A 20600-nucleotide genomic window follows, 5' to 3' on the forward strand; every position below is an offset into this window, starting at 1 on the left:
AATTTCACCGTCCAATACGATTACTCGAAGAAACCAAAAAACGGAAACACCCAAAGCAGCGGTATCGCGCCGATCCATGCGGCCTTCGTGAATCGACGTTTGTGGTAAAATATCCAGCTGGCGATAGGCGCTCCGATCGAAGCCACTGGGAATAGATACATCATGATCATGGACAATATCTGAATCGTATTGATATCATCCGCCTGGTCCATCATCAACAACGTCATAAGCACGAAAATCGCCCAAAATATAGTGCCGAATACGTACAAAAATTGTGTGGCAAGTAAAAAGAGCGCTGTTTTGACATTTTTCATAAAGTAGCTGAACCTCGATTCATTAATTTAGATATCAGCGGAACCGATCGCAATAGGCGACGAACGCCGGAAAGCTGGTCGCATACATGTTAACGGGGCCGTAGGCCGTATCTCTTGTCTCTATTTTATCGGCAATTTTGCTATAAAGTTTATTTGTATACCGGTTCTCGGCCAATGCCGGAATACGTACTTCCTGGACGCCGTCGCTCGACGCGCCGATCTGCTCGGCCAGCACCTGCAAGCCGCGGATAAATGTACGGGTGCTCCGATGCCGCTCCACGAAAAAACAATTTCCGAGCACCGCAATTTCTTTGCGGTCAAATTTCCGATCCTCGAGCCCGAGCACAAAGCTTCCAATCCCGATGATTTCATCCGGCTCCTCCAGAAGAATCGCTCCTCTGCCGTGCCTGATGAAATGTTTGACGTCGAGCATCGCGTTGCTCACTGTGTATCCAGCAATAATATCATGTCTATTCATTAAATAAAACTCCGTATATCGACTCCAGTCTGTATTATTTTCACATATTTTTATTTTCATCCGAAAACCTCCTGCATTATTTATAAAAATATTGGAATACGTATTGCATACTTTAATATAATAGTATATATTTCTATTAATTACTTTATAAGGTGGTGAACGATATGGGAGCTCCGGCTTGCAACGCGCCTATGGCAGGCACGATAGAACGCGACGAAGCACAGTATTAAAAACCTGCTTCAGGGTGAAACGGGCTGCGCCGCCAATGGACGGCGCAGCCGTTTCACCTCGCTTTACGCATAATCGAGCTTAAGCATACGGTCGAACGCGACTGTATAAAAGTCCAGCCTTCCGCATGGTGGTTCAGTCGTTTTGGTTAATTCCGCGCTTCCGCCGAACCTCCGCCTGTTATTTTCCGTGGCGGGCGCGAAGAACACGATCTCGCTCACCTCCGCCGGCTGCTCAAGCAGCTTTCGGGTTAATAAGCGGACAGCAGGCAGTACCGCCGCGCCTTTTCTCCGTCCTCCTTCAACAAACAGAAGATGAACCTCGATCCGGCTTCGATCCTTATAGCCGTCCTCCAAAGTTCCGACGGTATGCGCCAAGACGCCTATGATGCCGCCGTCCTGTCCCCTGCCGATCAGCAGGCCGTTATCTTCGATACAATAAACCAACGAATTCATTATGGTGCACCAGTTGTATCGCAGACCGAGCCCGGCGCTATGCTTGCAAATAAATAAAGCTGCCTCTTCCCTTTCCTCTTCCGTCACTGCAATCGTCCAAGTTGACACGCGGTTCACTCCCCTAATTTTTGCAGATCGTTTAAGCCAAAACGTGCTCTCGCGACTCCGTGCCGCGATTCCCTTCCTCCTTCTGAAGCTCCCACACGCGCCGGTAAAGCCCCATATTTGCCATAAGAGTTTCGTGTGTTCCCGTCTCCGCCACGCGGCCATGTTCCAGCACGATGATACGGTCGGCGCTAACGGCATGGGTCAACCGATGCGTAACGGATACGACGGCGCCGTACCGCGCATACGCACGGATTGCGGCCCGAACGGCTTGCTCGGTCTCTGCATCAAGAGCCGACGTCGCTTCGTCCAGCAGCAACACGGCCGGCTGCCGGATTAACGCCCTGGCCAACGCGATTCGTTGCTTCTGTCCGCCGGACAGATTCCCGCCTTGTTCGTGCACGTTTGTGTCGTAGCCATCCCGGAATCCGGCAATTGTATCGTGGATGCCCGCCGCGCGGGCAGCGTCCTCGACCTCCGATTGAACCGCCTCCGGTTTGCCGATACGGATATTGTCGCGGATCGTTCCGTCAAACAGCAGCGAATCCTGGAACACAACGCCGACTTGCCGCAGCAGCGAAGACTCGTCGCAATCCCGAATATCCACGCCGTCAAACAGAACGCGACCGATCGAGGGCTCCTCGAACCGAAGCAGCAATTGCAGGATCGTGCTTTTGCCGGAGCCGCTGGCGCCAACGATGGCCGTATACCCCTTTGCCGGAATGGCAAGATCCATGTTTCGCAATACGGGTTCGCCGGGGACATAACCAAACGTAACGCCGCTCAGCGTAAGCTCCCGGCTAATCGGCGCAAGCTTCCTCGCGCCTCGAGGAATCGCGCCCGGATCCGCGTCCATAACCTCCTGCAACCTCCGAAAACTTGTTTGGGAAGAGAGGAGATACGGAATGATCGCGGCAAGGCCGAACAAGGACTGCCCGACCGTAATAAAGATCGAATTATATGCGATAAAGGAGCCGATCGAGATTTGGTCCGCGAACGTCAGATATCCGCCATAGCTAAGCACGACCGCGCCCAGAAGCGACACCGCGAGCAGCGGAAGCCGCTTCAGGTTCGCATGGATGAAGCTTCTCCTCACGCCAATAGCTAACATAGCGCGCAGATTATCCTCTACTTTCTCTCTCATTGACTCTCTCAAATCAAACCCCTTAATGACGTTATGAAGCTTGAAATTTTCGTCGATAGCCCCGTTGAAGCGTCCTAACCTCTCCGAATAAGCGGTATTGAGACGCAGCGAACGGGATTTCAACAGCCGATAAGGGAGAACCAGCAGCACGGAACCGACGATTACGGCGAGAGTCAGCCTCCATTCGATCCCGAACAGAATTGCAAGACCGGCTGCAACGCTAAACGCCGATACGAAACCGGTCGAGACCGTCTGCATGACGGCATTATGGATGTTCGGGATGTCGTCCGTGTACCGGGCTATCAGATCTCCGACCGGGAACCGCTGGTAGAAGCGGGCGGTCCCCTTCTGAATATGCCGAAATAACCGTAATCGGTAATCGAATATCAATCGGCTGCCAAGCTTCGCTTTCGCGTAATCGCCTGTTAACCCGAGCACGACATTAAGCAGTCCAAGCAAGAGCAGCGTGCCGACGATAACCGTAAGCACCGATACGTCCTTCGGCAACAGCGCTTTGTCGATCAAATATTTGTAGCTGAGCGCGGACAAGTAGTGGAACGTTAGCTCGAACAGTCCCCCTGCGGCAATGCCAGCGAACAGGAATGGTGCCGAACGCATGTATGAAGCTATGACTTTAAACAGCATCGACTCGCCTCCTTCGACAAAAACCAGATCGCTATCTCCTCCATATTACCTATACACACTGATGGCAAACTGAAAAGAAAGCGCTTCATGTCAGGTTTAGTCAAAAATCTTTTTATTTCGAGCATTATGGACATAAATGACGCTATTCTTCGATTTTATAGGTTTTCGAAAATCTAACGGACACACACGACCTTATTCTCATCATAATCGCATAAATTGGCTCCATTACGACCAAATAGTGTTTTTCCTGTCGGTTAGATTTTTTTGAGGGGTAGCGTCAAGAAGTTTGTGTAAGTAGGTTTTTCCATCGGGACGATGGCATTCTTTTAATGGTGAGCGTAGCCCAAGCGAAGGCGCGGGAGGCTATTGGTTTCCATAACGCTCGTTGTACATTTTCTCGAAAGCAGCTTTCGTATCGACATCGACAAAGCCACGGATCGCTCGACCACACCATTTTTCGTTGTAGTCGGTGGCTTGTAGATAAATGATCTTCTCCGCCGCTTCAATGTTCGTTAAACTGTTCATCGGTTTGAGGCGCTTACGCAGTTCTTTGTTCATTCGTTCAATCGGATTTGTGGTGTAGATGGCGGGCCAAGTCAACGTCGGGTACTTGTAAAAGGTTAAGAGCGTCGAGAGTTGTTCCTCCCAGGACGCGACTTCCTTTGGATACTGCTTACGCCATCTATCCTTAAATCCGTCGAATACAGCGCGTGCCACGTCTCCATCGATGGCGGTATACACCAGCTTCAAGTCATCCAAGAACTCTGTTTTATCCGCTACACGGATCTTTGGAAAGGTCGCACGTACTTTGTGAACAACGCAATGCTGAACATCGGCCATGGGGTAGATTTCACGGAAGGCCTCTTCAAGCCCTGGCAAGCCGTCGAAGACACCTAGCAAGATGTCGGTAGCTCCGCGATTCTTGAGATCCTTAAGAACCTCGCGCCATCCATTTGAGCTCTCGTGGCCGCCTACGTAGAAGCCGAGGATTTGGCGAATGCCTTTCTCGTCGATGCCCATGGCCAAATAAACCGCCTCACTGTTTACGGTGTTGCGCTTCAGCTTCACATAAAGGCCATCGAGGTAAATGACAGAGTAGCGTTTCTCAAGCGGACGTTTCTGCCACTGCTCAATATCCTCCATAACCGTATGGGTAATGTTGCTGACGGTTGTAGGCGAGTACTGTGAGCCAAACATGCTCTCTACGAATTTTGCGACTTCCCGTGTGCTCATTCCGCCTTTGTACATGTGAATAATGGCTTCCTCAAGCCAGCCTTCACGGCGCTGGTAGGGCTGGAACAGTCGAGTTTGAAAAAATCCTTTGCGGTCTCGAGGCACTTGAAGCTCGTTGATGGCGCCGTAGCGTGTTTGATAAGTGCGCTTGTAGTTGCCATTTAACGTCGTACGCGGTCCCTTGTGTTCGTTACTAATGTAATTTTTAATTTCTTCACGCAGGAGTAACTCCAACTTCTCCTGCACAAGCTTAGTTACAGCATTTTCAAGTAGATCATTGAACGCATTTTCGGGTATAGTAGTCATCGAGTAGGGCTCCTTCTTGGTGATCTCAGCAATCCCGAGAATACCCTACTTTTTTGTTGCCTGTGAAGGCTCCAAATGTTGGTACACAAACTACTTTACTTCATCTTTTGAGGTTAAAAATCGGACAAATAGCGTCGCTGGTGTCTGTTAGATTTTTTAACCTTTTGTTCACTAGTCCGGGATTTGCATATTTTCCTGCACAAAAAAACGCGAGCTACTTGCGCCCGCGTTTGTTCTCTCCCGTCACCATGACCACTTCCACATAAGGACGAACGCGATCCATCAGCCGCTGTCCCTTGTGTAGCTCGTCTCCGTCCTTGCTCGTGAAGCTGAAATGCCGCTCCAAAGCGTCCAAATCATAGTTAGACGTATAGAAGGTCGGCTTCCGTTCCATCCGGTAATTTAATATCGCGCCTAACACATGATCGCGCACCCATGGATTCAAATTCTCCGCGCCAATGTCGTCGAAGATAAGCAGATCGGTCTCCTTCATCATCTCCACCGTTTCCTTCAGCTTGCCCGGCTCATGCATTAAAGCCTTCAAGTCCTCCACGAAATCCGGCATATAGACGATAACGCCGGAATACCCCGCTTTCGCCAGCTCCTGCAGCAGGTAACACATCAGGAATGTCTTGCCGGTGCCGAACCGTCCGGCGAGATACAACCCCTGCTCCTGCAGGCCGCTCTCCTTTGTCCGGTCGATATAACGCAGAACCTGGCCGACCGCCTTGGCGCGCTCCAGATCCGTCGTCAGAATTTCATCGGATGAGTAGCCTCTCCGCAGCGCCGAATCATCTACGTAGAAGCTGCGAATCCGGCTGCGAATAGCATCCTCTGTTTGGCGGGCCAAATATTTTTTGCAGGATACCTTGCGATCGTAAAGCTGGGTAAGCCCGTTCACCGTCTCCGAGCTAAGAAGCGTGTAATGGCCCTCGTAGTCGTTCGGACATTGGTCAAGTCCCGGACAGTTCGAGCAATTCCGGTATTCCGTCACGTATTGGTAGACGCGGTTCAGGTTCAGCCGGAGAACATCCTCGTTCAAATCGGGATACTTGTCCAGCAGCTTGCCGATGAGCGGCTCGCGCATCAGCTCCGCCAGCTTGCGCTCCGCTTGCTCCGTCAAGGATTGACCCGCCGGCCACGACTTCAGCAATTCGCCTAACGATTCCATCTTCCTCTCCCCCTTCGTGTCGCCCGTTCAACAAACAACAAGCTTTCAATCAACCCTTGCCGTCCAGCTTGCGAGCCAGCTTGCGCAGTTCCTCCAGCTCCGCGGCCGAAACGGACGACGTCTCCGCTTCTCCCACGATAGGAATAGACGGCTTGCGCGAGATGCCGGGCCTTCCGGAACCTCCGCGATTGCCGGCAGCCCTTCCGCCTCCGTAACCCCCGCCCGAACCAGCGCTTGCTTCCTTGCGTTTCTCCTTGTCCTGCTCCAGTTGGGCCTGCAGACGCACGTACTGAACGGCCTTTTCGAAGGAATCCACGCCCTTCATCAGCATATTGGACGCGACATGATCGAGAAATGCCTTCGTAATCCGGCTGTCGTCCGTTCCACCGATAACATAATGGATAAGGACATTAATGACGGGCTCCGCCAGCCGATAATTCAGATCGATTCGCTCCATCACTTGCTCCAGCCAGCCGGGAATGGCGCCGGGGAAGAAGCGGCGGATAAAGCGGGTGTGCGGCTCGTTGCGCATCAGCATATTGTACTGCTGAATATCGCAGCGGCCCGCAAGCGCGTTCGGCACGGGCAAATAATCCTGCTCAGCCACCGCCACTTCCTCCGCCTCTTCTTCCACCTGCTCAGGCTCCTCGAACACCTTCGTCTTGGCCAGCACGCGCTGGCGGTCATCCTCGCGCTTCCGATCCTGGCGGTACATACTGCTCGCCTTGAGCTGCAGCTCGTCCACGTTCAGCTTGCCCGCGGCATCGAAAACGCCGGATTCATCCAGCAGACGGCATACATTTACGACCGTCAGCGCATACTTGTAGGCAACGTAGTTCACTTGGGACATGGCATCCGCATCTCCGCGAAGCCGCTCCACGTAAGCGCGATTGCCGGAAGAGCGGGGGAAGTGGAGAATAAGCTCGCCATAAGGTATGCCTGCCGTGGCAGTCGGGTCCGACCTAACCGCCTGCCGCGTAGGCGCCACCTCCGTCAGCGCTTGTTCCAGCTCCGTATCGAACGACTGCATATTCAGCTTGAACAGTTCGTAGAAAGGCACCGATATATTTTCCTTTGTTAACTCCGCGCCGGCCAGCTCGTCGGGTTCGTTCGCTCCGAACGACTCCCTGAGCTCGATAACGGCATATTTGCCGATTTTGTCCCTTAGCAGCATCGCGAGATGCATATTCCGGAAAAATTCGATCGGCGACAACGGCTGCTCCAGCTCGTATTCGTAGACAACCTCCGCCAACTCGGAGCCGCCTAGCCTGGATGTCTGAAGCAAGCCGACCGCTTCCAGCTTGGACGTCTGTTCGACCACGAATTTACGGCTCTGCTCGTTCATCTCGAGACCGAGTCCAAGAAACAGTCGCCGCTGAGGCTCCAGGCGGGAGTACCCGGTTCGGTCTTCCGGAACGCCGTGATAAAGCTGTCTATACAAGGCGATTGCGAAGGCGCCGACCATAGGCTGATAGATGAGAGACAACATTTTGTCATCTGTGCTGCTGAGCGTGAAGCCGCGAAATATGTAATAGCGATGATGTTCCGTAAACTGCAATATATTCTGGATGCGCATTGCATCGACTCCATCCCTTGCGTACTACCTATCATTCTAGCATAAATGTCGATTCTTAGGACGGCTTTGAAAAATAGAAAAATCCCCCGGATGAGGGATTTTGTCGTCAAAACATTTTGTAGCCGCCTTTGCGCAGGGCCCGAATCGCCCAGCCGCTTACATAAGCGCCAATGAGCGCTCCCGTTATTGGAATATAATAGACAAGCGTGTAAGTGCCGATGTTGGCAAACGTCGGATTGTCCGCATCCGGCCACGGAGCCCAGATCGCAAGTCCGATCAGGACGACGACAAAAAGTCCGATTGGAAACCACGTCGTCTTGAGAAGCATATTCAGAATAAATCCGATGCCGAACATCATAACGAAAAACAGCACCGTCGCGATAATAATTTGGATGGCTTCGATCATTGCCTTACGACCCCTTTCAATCATTCCTTACAATACGAGTTCAAAAAGTTCGGTTATCAGCACCGAGAAGATTGGATGAAGGTAGAATCTGAGGAGCGGAGCGTAGTGGAAGCTACGTGAGCACCGGAAGGTTCGCCTGAATTCAATATTCGACGTCGAGTAAGCTTCCTGGCTTACTTCGTGATCATAGGCGGACTTTTTGAACAACCTCTTACAGTTTAATGAATGCTAAATATGAAGTCAATTGGCGCCCGCCAAATGTCACAAGTCCGTCATTTGCTCGCATGCCGCGGGTTACGTTACAATAGGGGCAACCAAATACAAGCAATCCGAGAGGAGCAATACGCAAGATGAGCGAAGCCGCACAAACATTAGAGGGCTGGTACGCCCTTCATGACTTCCGCAGCGTCGACTGGACCGCATGGCGCCTCGCGACGGAACAAGAACGAGCCACGGCCTTGGACGAGCTACATGGATTCCTCGCGCAATGGGCGGAGGTCGAAGCTCAGAAGAACGGCAGCACGGCTGTTTATTCCATCGTCGGCCAGAAGGCGGATTTTATGATCATGCATCTTCGCGAGACGCTGGAGGAGTTGAACGAGCTCGAGACGGCTTTCAATAAAACAACGTTCGCAAGCTTCACTTATCCCGTTCACTCTTACGTGAGCATCGTGGAGCTTAGCAATTATATGGCTCAGCCGGGCAGCGACCCTCTGGAGAATCCGGAAATCGTCGCTCGCCTTAAGCCGATCCTTCCGAAGTGGAAACATATCTGCTTCTATCCGATGAACAAGCGCCGCGATGGCAATGATAACTGGTATATGCTCGGCATGGACGACCGCAAGACGATGATGCGCAGCCACGGCATGATCGGCCGCAAATACGCGGGCAAAGTAAAGCAGATCATCACGGGCTCCGTCGGCTTCGACAACTGGGAGTGGGGCGTCACGCTATTCTCGGACGACGCGCTGCAATTCAAGAAACTGATCTATGAAATGCGCTTCGACGAAGTTAGCGCGCGATTCGCCGATTTCGGAGACTTCTACGTGGGCAACTTTCTGGATAGCGAGAAATTCGCTCATTTGTTGAAGATCTAGGCTCCTTTTGTCCTTCAATCGAAGGGGCGTTTTCGCCCAATAAAAAGCGACAGTCCGACCACCGTCAGACTGTCGTTTTTGTCGTTCCGGGCGGTGCCGAGGTAGACTCCCGGATGACCAGCTTCGCGGGAAGGGATACGCGCAGCCGCGGCGCCCCCGGATTATCGATCAGCCGGAGAACCATGGAGGCCGCTTCCCGGCCGATGGCTTCCGGCTGCTGCACGACGCAGCTCGGCGGGATTCGGAACCACTCCGAATTTTCGAAGTCGTCGAAGAACAGGATCGAAAGTCCCTCCGGTATGTTCCTCCCCGCTCTCTCCGCAGCCTTAATGACCCGCAATCCGATGTCGTTGTTGCAAGCGAACACGGCCGTAATACGGGGCTGCTCCTTGAGCAAGCGCTCCATCTTCTTCTCATCGAAGGGTTCGACGATCAGACTCCGGTCCACGGGGATCAGATGCTCCGACAACGCCTTCTCGTAACCCGTCAACCGATCCTCCAGACTGGTAGTGCCTTCAACGGGAGAGGAAACGAAAGCGATGGACCGATGCCCTAGCTCCAGCAAATACTTAACAGCCTCGTATGAGCTCTGCACGTTGTCCGTGCACACGCAATTCGTCTCAACCCCGCGCAGATAACGGTCGATAATGACGACCGGGAACGGGGACAACGCCATCCGAAGGATGTCCTCGTTATAGGCTTCCCCCACCGCGGGATAGACGATAACACCGCTGACGCCGAGCTCCGAGGCTTCGGCCAGCAGCTCTTTCTCTTTCTCCGGGGAATCATCCGTGCTGCTGAACATCAGCTTGCAGCCCGCTTCGTCCAAGGTACGCTCGACCCCTCTTAGAATGCTGCTCGTAAACAAGTTGTTTACCCTCGGCATAAGCAGCCAAACGAAGGATTTGCGATGCTGCAGTCTCTCGGATGCATACAGCCGGGGTTTGCCGTTTTCGGAAACGAAGGAGCCTTTGCCTTGAATCCGATAGACGATGCCTTCTTCGACAAGCCCGTCAAGCGCCTTTTTGATCGTGATGCGGCTGACCCCGAATTTCTCGGCAAGCTCGTTCTCGGAGGGCAGCTTCTCCTCCCCGCTCCATGTCCCGCCCTCGATTCCATCCAATAGATATTCCCGAATCTGCGCATACATCGGCATGCTTTTGCCATTTCTGCTCATGGTCTCTCCCCTTTACATTACAAGTATACAAGTGTTTGTAACATGCATCAACATTTTTATTTACAATGACGTCTTTATGAACTATTATAAAGCTTAAGTTGTCATATATTCAACATCCATTTAGTTGTATACTTGTATATTAAGGGGCGTAAAATCATGAAAAAGAAAATTCATATTATTTCGCATACGCACTGGGACCGGGAATGGTACATGTCGTACGAAAGGCATCACTTGAAGCTTATCCGGCTGATGGACAGCTTGCTGGAGCTTCTGGACCGCGATCCCGAGTTCAAGAGCTTCCATCTCGACGGGCAAACGATCATCATGGACGATTACTTGCAAGTCAGGCCGGAGCTTCGCGAAAAGGTCGAGCATTATATTCGGGAAGGCCGGCTCATTCAAGGCCCTTGGTACATTTTGCAGGACGAGTTCCTGACGAGCAGCGAAGCGAACGTGCGGAATCTTCTGATCGGGCATAGAGATGCGGCAACGTACGGTCCCGTGTCCAAAATCGGCTATTTTCCGGATTCCTTCGGCAATATGGGCCAGGCTCCCCAGCTTCTGCTGCAGGCCGGCATCGACAACGCCGTCTTCGGTCGCGGGGTAAAGCCGACCGGCTTTAACAATTCCGTCGGCGAAGCCGCCTATGAGTCGCCTTTCTCCGAAATGTACTGGGAATCGCCGGACGGCTCGCGGGTGCTCGGCATCTTGTTCGCGAACTGGTATCATAACGGCATGGAAATTCCGGTGGAACCGGAAGAAGCGGCTCCGTATTGGGAAAGCCGCATTCGGAATGTGGAGCAATATGCGTCCACGCCCCATCTGCTGTTTATGAACGGCTGCGATCATCAACCGGTTCAGATGGATTTGGCCGCTGCGCTGCGGACAGCCAGGGATCTTAATAAAGAATACGACTTTATTCATTCGAATTTTAACGATTACATCGAATCTGTCCGGGAAACGGCCCCCGACTCTCTGGCTACCGTGCGCGGAGAGCTTCGGAGCCAGCAGACGGACGGCTGGGGAACGCTGGTCAATACCGCTTCCGCCCGCGTGTATATCAAACAAGCCAATCAGCACTGCCAAGCTCTGTTGGAGAAAGCCGTCGAGCCTCTAGCCGTGATGGCCCAATCCGTCGGCGCCCGGTACCCCCATCATTTGCTCACCTACAATTGGAAGACGCTCATGCAGAACCATCCGCATGATAGCATCTGCGGCTGCAGCGTGGACGAGGTGCATGACGAGATGATGGCCCGGTTCGCCAAAAGCCGTCATATGTCCGAAGGTCTTGCGGAAGAAAGCGCGATGGCCGTCGCCGATGCCATCGATACATCGGCGTTCGCGAACGAAGAGGATGCCGTTCCTTTCGTCGTCTTCAACACCTCCGGCTGGGAGCGCTCCGGCCTTGTCAGCGTCGAGCTAGAGATTCTGAGGGAGGCGCTGTACGAGCCGTCGCCGGCGGAGATCGCAAAACGTCTGGAAACCGTCCGACTCCCTCTCGGCTCCGTAATAGACGCAAGCGGCAACGCGGTGGACGCGAGCATCGAAGACCTTGGCGTCCGTTTCGGCTACGATTTGCCGGAGAATCGTTTTCGCCAGCCTTATATGGCGCGTTGTTTCCGTATTACATTGGAGGCAAAGGATATCCCCGCTCTGGGCTACGGCACCTTTGCATGGATCAAGAAGGAACGGCAGCCAACCGCTTATGCGACGGTCTCCGCGGCTTCCGAACCGGCGGCGAACACGATGGACAACGATCATTTGAAAATCACGATCCAGGAGGACGGCACTTTCGAGCTGCTCGACAAAGAGACCGGGAAAGTATACCGGGATCTGGGCATATTCGAGAACGTCGGGGATATCGGCAACGAATATATTTTCAGGCAGCCTCAGAACGAAATCCCTCTGACGACCAAAGGGCTCCGGGCGGATATCGTAAGACTGGAGCATTCTTCCTTGCGTACGGTATACGAGATCGTGCATCGCTGGGCGATTCCGGCCGGCGCCGACGACTTGCTGTCCCGCGAGACGGCGACGATGGTTCTGATTCAGGAACGCCAAGCGCAACGTACTGCCGCGAAAGTCCCGCTTGTTATCGCAACGAAGCTGACGCTGGACAAAGGCGCCAAAGGGCTGTCCATCCAGGTCAGCTATAACAACCAGGCGCGCGACCATCGCCTTCGTATGTTGTTCCCGACCGATCTGACGTCCGAGGTGCATCATGCGGATTCCATCTACGAAACGGCCGTGCGCGACAACGAACCTTCGGCGATATGGAGCAATCCGAGCAATTGCCAGCATAACCAAGCCTTTGTCGCGTTCGACGAGCCGGAGGCAGGGCTCGCGGTTGCCCACAAAGGGTTAAACGAATACGAGCTGCTGCGGGACGGCCGCAACACGATTGCCATGACGCTGCTTCGCTCGGTTGGCGAGCTTGGCGACTGGGGCGTATTCCCGACACCGGGCGCGCAATGCCTGGGTGAACAAAGCGCGGAGCTGCTGCTGATTCCTTATGCGGGTGGCAAGAACCGGCATGTAGCCGCCATCGAAGCCGCCATGCTCCATACCCCGTGGACGGTGAGGCAAGCTGCCGTGCAAGCCGGCCAATTGCCTGCCGAGCACTCCTGGCTGGACTGGTCGGGCGAGACGTTGGTGCTGACCGCCTTCAAAGCCAACGAAGAGCGCGGCGATACGATCGCCAGATGGTACAATCCGACGCTTCAACCGCAGACGCTCGTTATCCAAGCTGCCGACGCCGAAGACTGGTACCGGAGCAACGTCCTGGAGGAGCGGCTGGAAGGACTCGATGCCGCGGATGGCATCATTACGGTCCCTGTCAAACCCGCCGAGATTTTGACGTTGGGCTTCAAGGCGACGACGAAGTAGCGACTGTACGGTACGGCTTGACATACTTCAATGCTTTTCGGTATGCAGTATGCGGTATGGTGGTATGCGATATTGGCAGTACGAAAAACGTGCTGCCTCCAGTCTAACGGACATAAACAACGCTAATCTTCGATTTTATAAGGTTTCTAAAAGCTAACGGACAAACGCGACGTTATTCGCCTCATCACCGTGCTGATTAGCTTGCTTACGGCAAAATAATGTCGTCCATGTCCGTTAAAGTTCGTTCCAGTCAAAAAACGGGCAAATAGTGTCGCTGGTGTCTGTTAGAGCTTGTTCAACCGAACCATTTTTACGAAACTCGCTACAGTTCAGGTTTGACCATGAGAAAGGACCACAGTCTCCAAGTGAGATAGGGGTCCTTTTATCCGTTACAGGGGAAGTTCCCCTGTCATACGTAAGGGGACATGTGCGCTGACGATGCCCGTTTTGCATCATTCCAGTAAACGCCCACGGCGTACGTTTGCATCATCATTCCAGTAAACGCCAACGGCGCACGTTTGCATCATTCCAGTAAACGCCCACGGCGCACGTTTGCATCAATCCAATAGACGCTCCCAGCACACATTTACGCCAATCCTGTTGACGCTCACGGCGCACGTTTGCATCAAACCAGTAGACGGCTATCAGCGCACGTTTGCATTAATCCAGCAGACGCTCACGGCGTCCGTTTGTATGAATCCAGGTTCCTCAGCCGCCCGAGGCCAACAATCGCAAAATCATCGTAACCGCTTCCGCTCGGGTCGTCGTGGCCGCCGGGTTCAAGAGGCCGTCCCCTTGTCCCTGCAGTATGCCGCGCTCCACCGCCAGCGCCGTTGGACCCGCGGCCCAAGGCGCCAGCAGGTGGCGGTCCCCGAAAGCGGACAACACGGCGGCATTGCCCGTTGCGGAAGCATTCATCGCGCGGGCGATGATCGTAGCGAATTCCTGTCTCGCGATCGGCTTGGCGCCGCGGAACGTCTCGTCATCATAGCCGTTCAGCCATCCGGCCCGAACGGCTTCCGCCACGTAGGGGAGCCCCCACAGCGGAATGGCTTCGACATCCGTGAAGGATAACGCCGGAACCTTCCCTCCCAAAGCCAGCAGCGCCTTCCCCAGCAATACCGTAGCTTCCAGCCTTGTCACCGGTTCGTCGGGCCGGAAGGTGCCGTCACCGAAACCCGTCACGAACCCAAGCTCCATCGCTTCGCGAACCGCCTCCTCCGACCAATGACCGGCGACATCGGCAGGAAGCTTCGCCACCACGCTCGACCTCAATATCATGTTTGAATTAGGCGCCAGATCCTCCTTTTCCAGCTTGCTGTCTACAAGCCTGACCGATTCCAGCTTCACATATGTATCGCCGCCTCTAATACGCTGAAATCCTACCACCGCCAGCTCGAGCATTCCGTTCCTGCCGGGCGTCTCGCCGACGCGGGTATGGGCAAGCCGCAGCTCGCCGCGGGACAACTTCGGTTTCACGGCAAAGCCGGGAAGCGATAACTTTGCATCTTCGTAAGCCAGCCTTACATGATCAAACTTCAGGACAAGGTCGTAAGCATACATGTCCTTGGCATTGTTTAACGTAACGGTAACGTCTATCCGATCCCCGACTTCGGCGACGGACAGCTCGAAGCCGTCCGCCTCCTTTGCCGATGTCTGCTGCCCCGGCGCGATAGCCAAGCAGAGGATCAAGAACACCACGATTAACAAACTACTTTTCCGAGCCATAGACCTGTTCACTCCTGTTTTATTGTCCATGGAACCAATCCGATAGAATCATACGGGCAACGGCCGCCAACGATTGAATCGTGATTTCCCCTTGATCCAGCATGTCTGCCGCCTCTATGTCGCTCCAGCCTTCATCCGAAGCGGTTAACCCGAAGTACCCCGCGACGATCGACAATGTCTTTAGCGTTACGTTCGACTCTCCCGCTACAAGCGTAATCCGGCTGCCGCGGAAGACGGATGCCGCTTGCTCCAGCTGTGCGGCAGCTTCGTTTACCGCGTGCTGGGACTGGCCGTCGTTGTATGTCGAATCGGCGGTCGCAATCGCCGCGCCCAGCGCATCAGCCGCAGCTTGCGGATATTGGCCGACCTTTGTCCCCGTCGACGAGCGTTCCATCAGCGAACGGGCCTCGTCCAGAACGGAACGCAGGTCCTCTTTGTTGACGGACGGCTGCTGAACGACGGCGTTTTTAAACAATTGAACTGCAGCCGACAACGACGCCAATGCTTCATTTACGGCAAGCTGGGTGGCATCCGTCTGCGCGTGGACGGCTTCGGCAGCCATAACGGCTTGCAGCAATGCGCCTTTCGAGCCGCTTGGATATTGTCCCGGCGAGGAACCCTCGACGGCTCCTTCATGTAAATCACGGGCAGCCGCGATCGCGCTTCCCAGCGCGGAACGATCTGCTGCCGTAACTTCGACAGCCGCATCTGCCGAATCAATCGGGATCGCATGAGACTCTCCGCCGCCATCGCCGATGATTTCGAATTTCGTCAATGACACATTTGTAGTACCGACGAGGGCATTCTCCGCCACTCTGCCATGCAGCTGGAACAACTCGCCTTCTGCCGCAAGAGAACCGCCGGTTCCGCTAAGCAATATATTGATCAAACCTTCCGCAGGCTTGACGGCCGTTCCTAGCACGGTCAGCCCCGTTCGGGTTGAAGTAATCGCCGTGCCGGCCAGCTCGAGCAAGCCGTCCTCCGCTTCGAACGTATCGAACACGAACACCTGAGGATCGTATGCCGCGATTGCGTTAATCGTCGAGTAGTCAAAGCCGCTCTCCGAAACAGAGACGGACAAATTAATCGTTTGACCGGCATAGGCTTCCGCAGGAGCACTCAACTGAACAGCCGGAAGCAAGTCCGGTTCCTCGGAAGCCGCTGCTCCGTAAACCTCGATTTCGAACAATCTTGCACGTTCATCAGTGGCCGGATTGCCTTTTGTAATCGCCAGTCTCAGTCGGCTCGTCTCCACGGGAGCAAAGCGGAGATCGGCATACTCGCCGACGTAATTATCCTCTTCATTGCCGACAACCGACTTAACCGTCACCCAATCCGTACCGTTCCATGACTGAATCTCGAAATCGGCGAGCTGCATGCCTTGAGAGTCGATCTGACCGCTCCAGAGCCTGACCCCGTTCACCTTCTGCTTCGTATCCCACGCCAGCTCGAGCCAGTGCGGGCCTTCCGCGCCGGATACCCAGCGATCGGCCCCTCCGTGTTTAATGCCGTTTACGGCAAGCGTTGGCGGGAAATTGCCGCTTTCGTGGCTGGAGCTCGCGGTCACGACCGCATTTGTCGCAATGTTGGAATTGGGCTGCGGCTCCGTGATGCGAATAATCGCCTCGCCTTTAACGCCGGAACCGTCATTGGCTTCGGCCACAACCTTGACGGCGCCAGGCGACATGGCCGTCAACAAGCCGTTTCCGTCGATGGAGGCAAGCGTCGTTGTCGTGCCGTCCAAACCGTTGACTCGCCAAGCTACCGTCCGGTCATCCGCGTTTAACGGCTTTACGTCCGCCGACATAAGGAGCGTTGCCCCTGCATCGAGCATGGTTCTCCGATTCTCGGAACCAACCTGCACGTCAAAGACGTATACGGGTGAGACTTCCGGTTCAACCGGGTTCGGCTCATGCTCCCATACCTGAATCTCGAACACGCGGGCTCCGTTATCGTTCGACTGCGCGGTTGTCGTGCCTTTCGTTACCCAAAGTCTGATCTTGTCGGTATGGATAACGGGAAACGCCAGGTCGTTGTGGGCGCCGGTGCGGCCATCCTTCGTATTACCCGTCACCGATGCGGCCACTTTCCATGCTCCGTCTTCCCAGTACTGAATCTGGTAATCGCGGATTTGCCATCCCTCGGATCCGGCTCCGGCGCCGCTCCAGAGACGGACGCGGTCGATATCGTAGCTTTCCTCCCAGCTCAACTCCAGCCAATGCGGAGCCTGACTCCCGCCTAGCGTAATCCATCTGCTGCTTCCGTCCATCGAGCCGTCCACGGCCAGCGCCGGCGGATAGAGTTGATTGCTGGAGCTCGCGGTCAACGCAGCGAAGCGAGAAAGATCTTGTTTGCCCGGAAGCGGCTCCGGCGGCAATGCCGGCGGCACGGCGGGCGGCGACACCGTCCCGTATTCGTACAGCAGCATGTCATCAAAAATCACGCTGCCCGTTCCGCCTTGTTTGTAAAGATAGACAATGGCCGTCGTATTGGAGCCGCCGGTCGTAAAGACGACTTCTCTTCCCGTGAACCCGGCACCGCTGACATGGACGTCCTTGGCGGGATTGCCGTAGCTCTTTACGCCGATGACCGCGGAGCCGCCGCCTTCGCTTCTCGCGAAGCCCGACAGCTTATAGATCGTATTCGGCTTGACGCTCACCGTCTGCTCGATGCCCGATACGGCGTTGCTCAGGACGGCGGCATATTCGCCGCTGCGAGCTCCGTCACCCACGATGGCCGCGCCGCCAAACGTATTGCTCCAGCCGCCGAACTCCCCGTCTTCGAAGCCGGGATTGGCTAGCAGATTCTCGATCTCCGCCCCGGGCGGGATCTCTCCGACGGGAATGCCCGGTCCCTCGTAAGCGCCGATGTTCGGGTTTCCGACGGCCGGAACCGGATTGCCGTAGAAATCGAGTCCGCCGTTGCCCTCGATGAATTTGCCCGCGCCGATAGCGGGGGAACCTTGCAGCAGCTGATAACCCGCCAGCGTATCCCTGCCGATTCGGCCCGTGCCCGGAGCCGCAAGCAGCGGATCGCCCACAATCTTGTTGGCATCGGCATTAAGCACGTTCTGCGGATGATTGCCGTAGAACAGATTGTTGTCGAACACGTTATTTGTGCTGGAGCCGAAGTTGTAGCCGCCTGATCCCAGATTAACGATCAGATTGTTGTTGTACGTCGTATTTTTCGCCCAGCCGCCCCAGTTCAGCGTGTCGACGACCTTGGTGCCGGAGTTCGGCGGGATGTAAACGGTATTGTTGTATATATGCGTATTCTCCGGCGTTCCGCTGAAGTTGAACACGGCGCCCAGATCGTTCTGGCTAATATTGTAGCGAATGACGGTATTCCGATTGAAGTTCGCGGGCTGCGTGCCGTCATTGACCGCAAGCGACATGCCCCCGGCGTTGTTGTGGCTGTAGTTGTACTGAATGATCGTTCCTTCGCTTTTGTAATCCGAATCGTACGCCATCGCGTCGCCGCCCGGATACGTATTGAACACCTCGTTGTTCTGAATAACGGAATCCCTGGATTCGAAAAACCAGAGCGGCACATGATAACTCGTCGATCGCTTATGCGTATCGTATACGACGTTTCGTTCGATAAGGCCGTTCGTCGTGTTCAAGATAAAAGCGCCGTCGCCGCCGATGTCATAGATGACATTGTCGGCAACCGTGTTGTTGAAGGAGAACGGCCTGCTGCCGCCGTTTAGATAGATGCCCACGCTGTCCAGCGAATAGATCCGGTTGTTGCGGATCGTGACGTCCGTGACGACGTAATTCCAGCTTGGATCCCAGATGATGATGCCTCCGTTATGGGCGTAATCCATGGCCAGGCTGCCTTTGACGCTATGAATGTCCAAATATTCGAACACGAAGTGGCGGTACACCTTGGGATTGTTCCAACCGCCGCTATGGCCGGCTACATGGATGCCCCGGCGTTCTCCGGCTGTATTCGCATAATTCGTAATTTCCAGATTGCGCACTTCCCAATATTCCTGACTGTAGAAGTAGACTGCGGCGTCCGCGCCGTCCCCGGCAATTAGAGGTTTCGGCCCTTCTCCGTATTTGTCTATCGCGATCGGATTGCCGGAAGCTCCCGAACCTTTGGGATGCAGCGTTCCTTTCCAGACGCCGCCGGCTTTGAACAGGATGCGGTCTCCCGGCTGGAATACCGTGGCATTTACCTTGTTCAGCGACTTCCAAGCAGTCCCTTCGCTGGTGCCCGCCGCCCCGTCATCGCCTCCTGCAGCATCCACGTAATACACATTCCCCGTTTCAGCCGCCGCAACTATTCCGGCATCTCCTGCAGGTATCGCGAATGCCAAGAATAAGACCGCCGCAAGCAGCAGATTCAACCATCCAAGCTTTTTTATTCGCAACATTATCCGTCCTCCTATGTCATAGAGCCTGCCTTATCGGCTCAAATTAGTAACCGCTTTCATTTTGTGGAATCCTCGTTTACTCCACGCCTAACTTTGATTCGTAATAGGCAGGCAGCAGATGTACGGCAGCCGCTTCTACCTTGGATTGCATATAAGCCGAATACCGCTCCTCCACATATAGTTTCCTGACAACGTCCCGCGCCTCCTCGAACTTGGGGACCTCTGCAGCTTGCCAATCTGTCACGCGTGCAATCACATATTGGCCCGCTATTGGATCGTCGATGACGGAAGTAATCGGCTGCCCCTCCGAGGCCGCTTGCAGCGCAGTATACAGCGAGTTGTTCGACTTGAACATTCGCGACGCATTGGATTCGTTCAGCTCCAACTTCTCCTCATAGGCTGCCGCCATCCCCGCCGGATAAGCTGCCTCCGCCAACACTGCCTCCGTTGCTGCTTCCCCTGTCAATAGTCGCTCTCGAATAACCGTTGCCATCCGGAACGCCTCTTCCATTCGTTTATCGCCGTCTTTCCCTTCATAACGATACGTAATGGCGATTTTGTCATACGTCAAACTGTTTGCCATTGGCGACAACATCGTGCTTATCCTTTCGTAAAAGGAAACCAGCTCCCTCTCGTCCATTGGCGCGAACTCGCTCTCCGCCAAACTTTCCTTCGACAATGTCGCCAGCTTGCCGCGGTAAAAATCAATGAACGTCCGCTCCTCGAACTTGGCCGGGCCATAAATCGGCTCACCGTTTGCGAAGGCTTTCGCCCTGCGCGCGTTCTCCTTTTCCATCGCCTCAAGCAGGGAGGCATAGGAAACGCCGCTTGTCAGTCCCAGCTCATGCGCCAACTGCAGCTCCGCCTTCATCGCAACCGCATCCTCCAAAGCCAGCTCTCTCAACTTCTCGATCGGCGAAACTCCCCTGATGTCACGCTGCCAGAATCGTTTATCCATCACCACTCCCTCCTCTGCCAAAAAATTTTCAATGACAGAAGCGCGATGAAGCCCCGCGAAGTAAGCTAGCTCCTCGGCGGTAATGTCGTCGCCATTGACCGTCGCCACGACGATTTCCGCGGCAGGCGCCGCGAATAACGACTTTACCAGCAGCGCGGCGCTAGCTAAAACGGCCATGGCAAGCAAGGCGATCGTTGACAGCTTAACGAACGTAAGGCGTCCTTCCATGGCGTTTTCCCCTTCCTTGTAGTTCGAATATTCAGTCTATTGATTTCAATAGTGGACCAGTCTCTCAGAAGGGGCCCACCGCTT

14 protein-coding genes are annotated in these 20600 nt (G+C 54.5%); 2 read left to right on the top strand and 12 right to left on the bottom strand.

Translation table 11 applies throughout. The features are described 5' to 3' along the window. Nucleotides 1–20: 20 nt before the first annotated feature. The 8 genes from H7F31_RS26670 to H7F31_RS26705 all read right to left on the bottom strand — a co-directional run bounded on the left by H7F31_RS26670 (nucleotide 21) and on the right by H7F31_RS26705 (nucleotide 8061). Nucleotides 21–314, bottom strand: coding sequence for a hypothetical protein (locus tag H7F31_RS26670; RefSeq protein ID WP_187101271.1), 294 nt, complete (start codon nucleotides 312–314; stop codon nucleotides 21–23). 34 nt (nucleotides 315–348) lie between these two features. After that, a complete protein-coding gene (locus tag H7F31_RS26675; protein ID WP_187101272.1) occupies nucleotides 349–792 on the bottom strand; it encodes a hypothetical protein in 444 nt (147 codons plus the stop codon). 293 nt (nucleotides 793–1085) lie between these two features. Then, on the bottom strand, nucleotides 1086–1583 hold the full coding sequence (locus H7F31_RS26680; protein WP_187101273.1) for a hypothetical protein: 498 nt from the start codon (nucleotides 1581–1583) through the stop codon (nucleotides 1086–1088). A gap of 31 nt (nucleotides 1584–1614) precedes the next feature. Further along, on the bottom strand, nucleotides 1615–3369 hold the full coding sequence (locus tag H7F31_RS26685; RefSeq protein ID WP_187101274.1) for an ABC transporter ATP-binding protein: 1755 nt from the start codon (nucleotides 3367–3369) through the stop codon (nucleotides 1615–1617). A 363-nt stretch (nucleotides 3370–3732) separates the two neighbouring features. Next, on the bottom strand, nucleotides 3733–4908 hold the full coding sequence (locus H7F31_RS26690) for an IS256 family transposase (RefSeq protein ID WP_187101160.1): 1176 nt from the start codon (nucleotides 4906–4908) through the stop codon (nucleotides 3733–3735). Between the two features lie 214 nt (nucleotides 4909–5122). Next, on the bottom strand, nucleotides 5123–6079 hold the full coding sequence (gene dnaI, locus H7F31_RS26695; protein WP_187101275.1) for a primosomal protein DnaI: 957 nt from the start codon (nucleotides 6077–6079) through the stop codon (nucleotides 5123–5125). Between the two features lie 49 nt (nucleotides 6080–6128). Beyond that, nucleotides 6129–7655 (bottom strand): replication initiation and membrane attachment family protein, encoded by a 1527-nt coding sequence (locus H7F31_RS26700; protein ID WP_187101276.1) that lies wholly within the window; start codon nucleotides 7653–7655, stop codon nucleotides 6129–6131. Between the two features lie 106 nt (nucleotides 7656–7761). Further along, nucleotides 7762–8061: a YuiB family protein gene (locus tag H7F31_RS26705; RefSeq protein WP_087572365.1), complete on the bottom strand. Its 300-nt coding sequence runs from the start codon at nucleotides 8059–8061 to the stop codon at nucleotides 7762–7764. 350 nt (nucleotides 8062–8411) lie between these two features. On the opposite strand from H7F31_RS26705, the gene hemQ reads away from it, so the two are divergent. Beyond that, nucleotides 8412–9158, top strand: a complete 747-nt coding sequence (gene hemQ, locus H7F31_RS26710; protein ID WP_187101277.1) for a hydrogen peroxide-dependent heme synthase — start codon at nucleotides 8412–8414, stop codon at nucleotides 9156–9158. Between the two features lie 64 nt (nucleotides 9159–9222). On the opposite strand, the gene H7F31_RS26715 is transcribed toward hemQ, so the two are convergent. After that, entirely contained in the window at nucleotides 9223–10335 is a 1113-nt protein-coding gene (locus H7F31_RS26715; protein WP_187101278.1) for a GntR family transcriptional regulator, read from the bottom strand. A gap of 156 nt (nucleotides 10336–10491) precedes the next feature. Between H7F31_RS26715 and H7F31_RS26720 the strand changes: the two genes are divergently transcribed. Continuing rightward, nucleotides 10492–13221: an alpha-mannosidase gene (locus H7F31_RS26720; protein WP_187101279.1), complete on the top strand. Its 2730-nt coding sequence runs from the start codon at nucleotides 10492–10494 to the stop codon at nucleotides 13219–13221. 708 nt (nucleotides 13222–13929) lie between these two features. Here the strand turns inward: H7F31_RS26720 and H7F31_RS26725 are convergent. The 3 genes from H7F31_RS26725 to H7F31_RS26735 form a co-directional block, all read right to left on the bottom strand. Further along, entirely contained in the window at nucleotides 13930–14949 is a 1020-nt protein-coding gene (locus H7F31_RS26725; protein ID WP_187101280.1) for an S-layer homology domain-containing protein, read from the bottom strand. Between the two features lie 19 nt (nucleotides 14950–14968). Next, nucleotides 14969–19330 (bottom strand): galactose-binding domain-containing protein, encoded by a 4362-nt coding sequence (locus tag H7F31_RS26730; protein ID WP_187101281.1) that lies wholly within the window; start codon nucleotides 19328–19330, stop codon nucleotides 14969–14971. Nucleotides 19331–19406: 76 nt separating this feature from the next. Further along, on the bottom strand, nucleotides 19407–20516 hold the full coding sequence (locus H7F31_RS26735) for a hypothetical protein (RefSeq protein WP_187101282.1): 1110 nt from the start codon (nucleotides 20514–20516) through the stop codon (nucleotides 19407–19409). Between the last annotated feature and the right edge of the window lie 84 nt (nucleotides 20517–20600).

It is taken from the genome of Paenibacillus sp. PAMC21692, assembly GCF_014303795.1.
Taxonomy (GTDB): Bacteria; Bacillota; Bacilli; order Paenibacillales; family Paenibacillaceae; genus Pristimantibacillus; species Pristimantibacillus agaridevorans.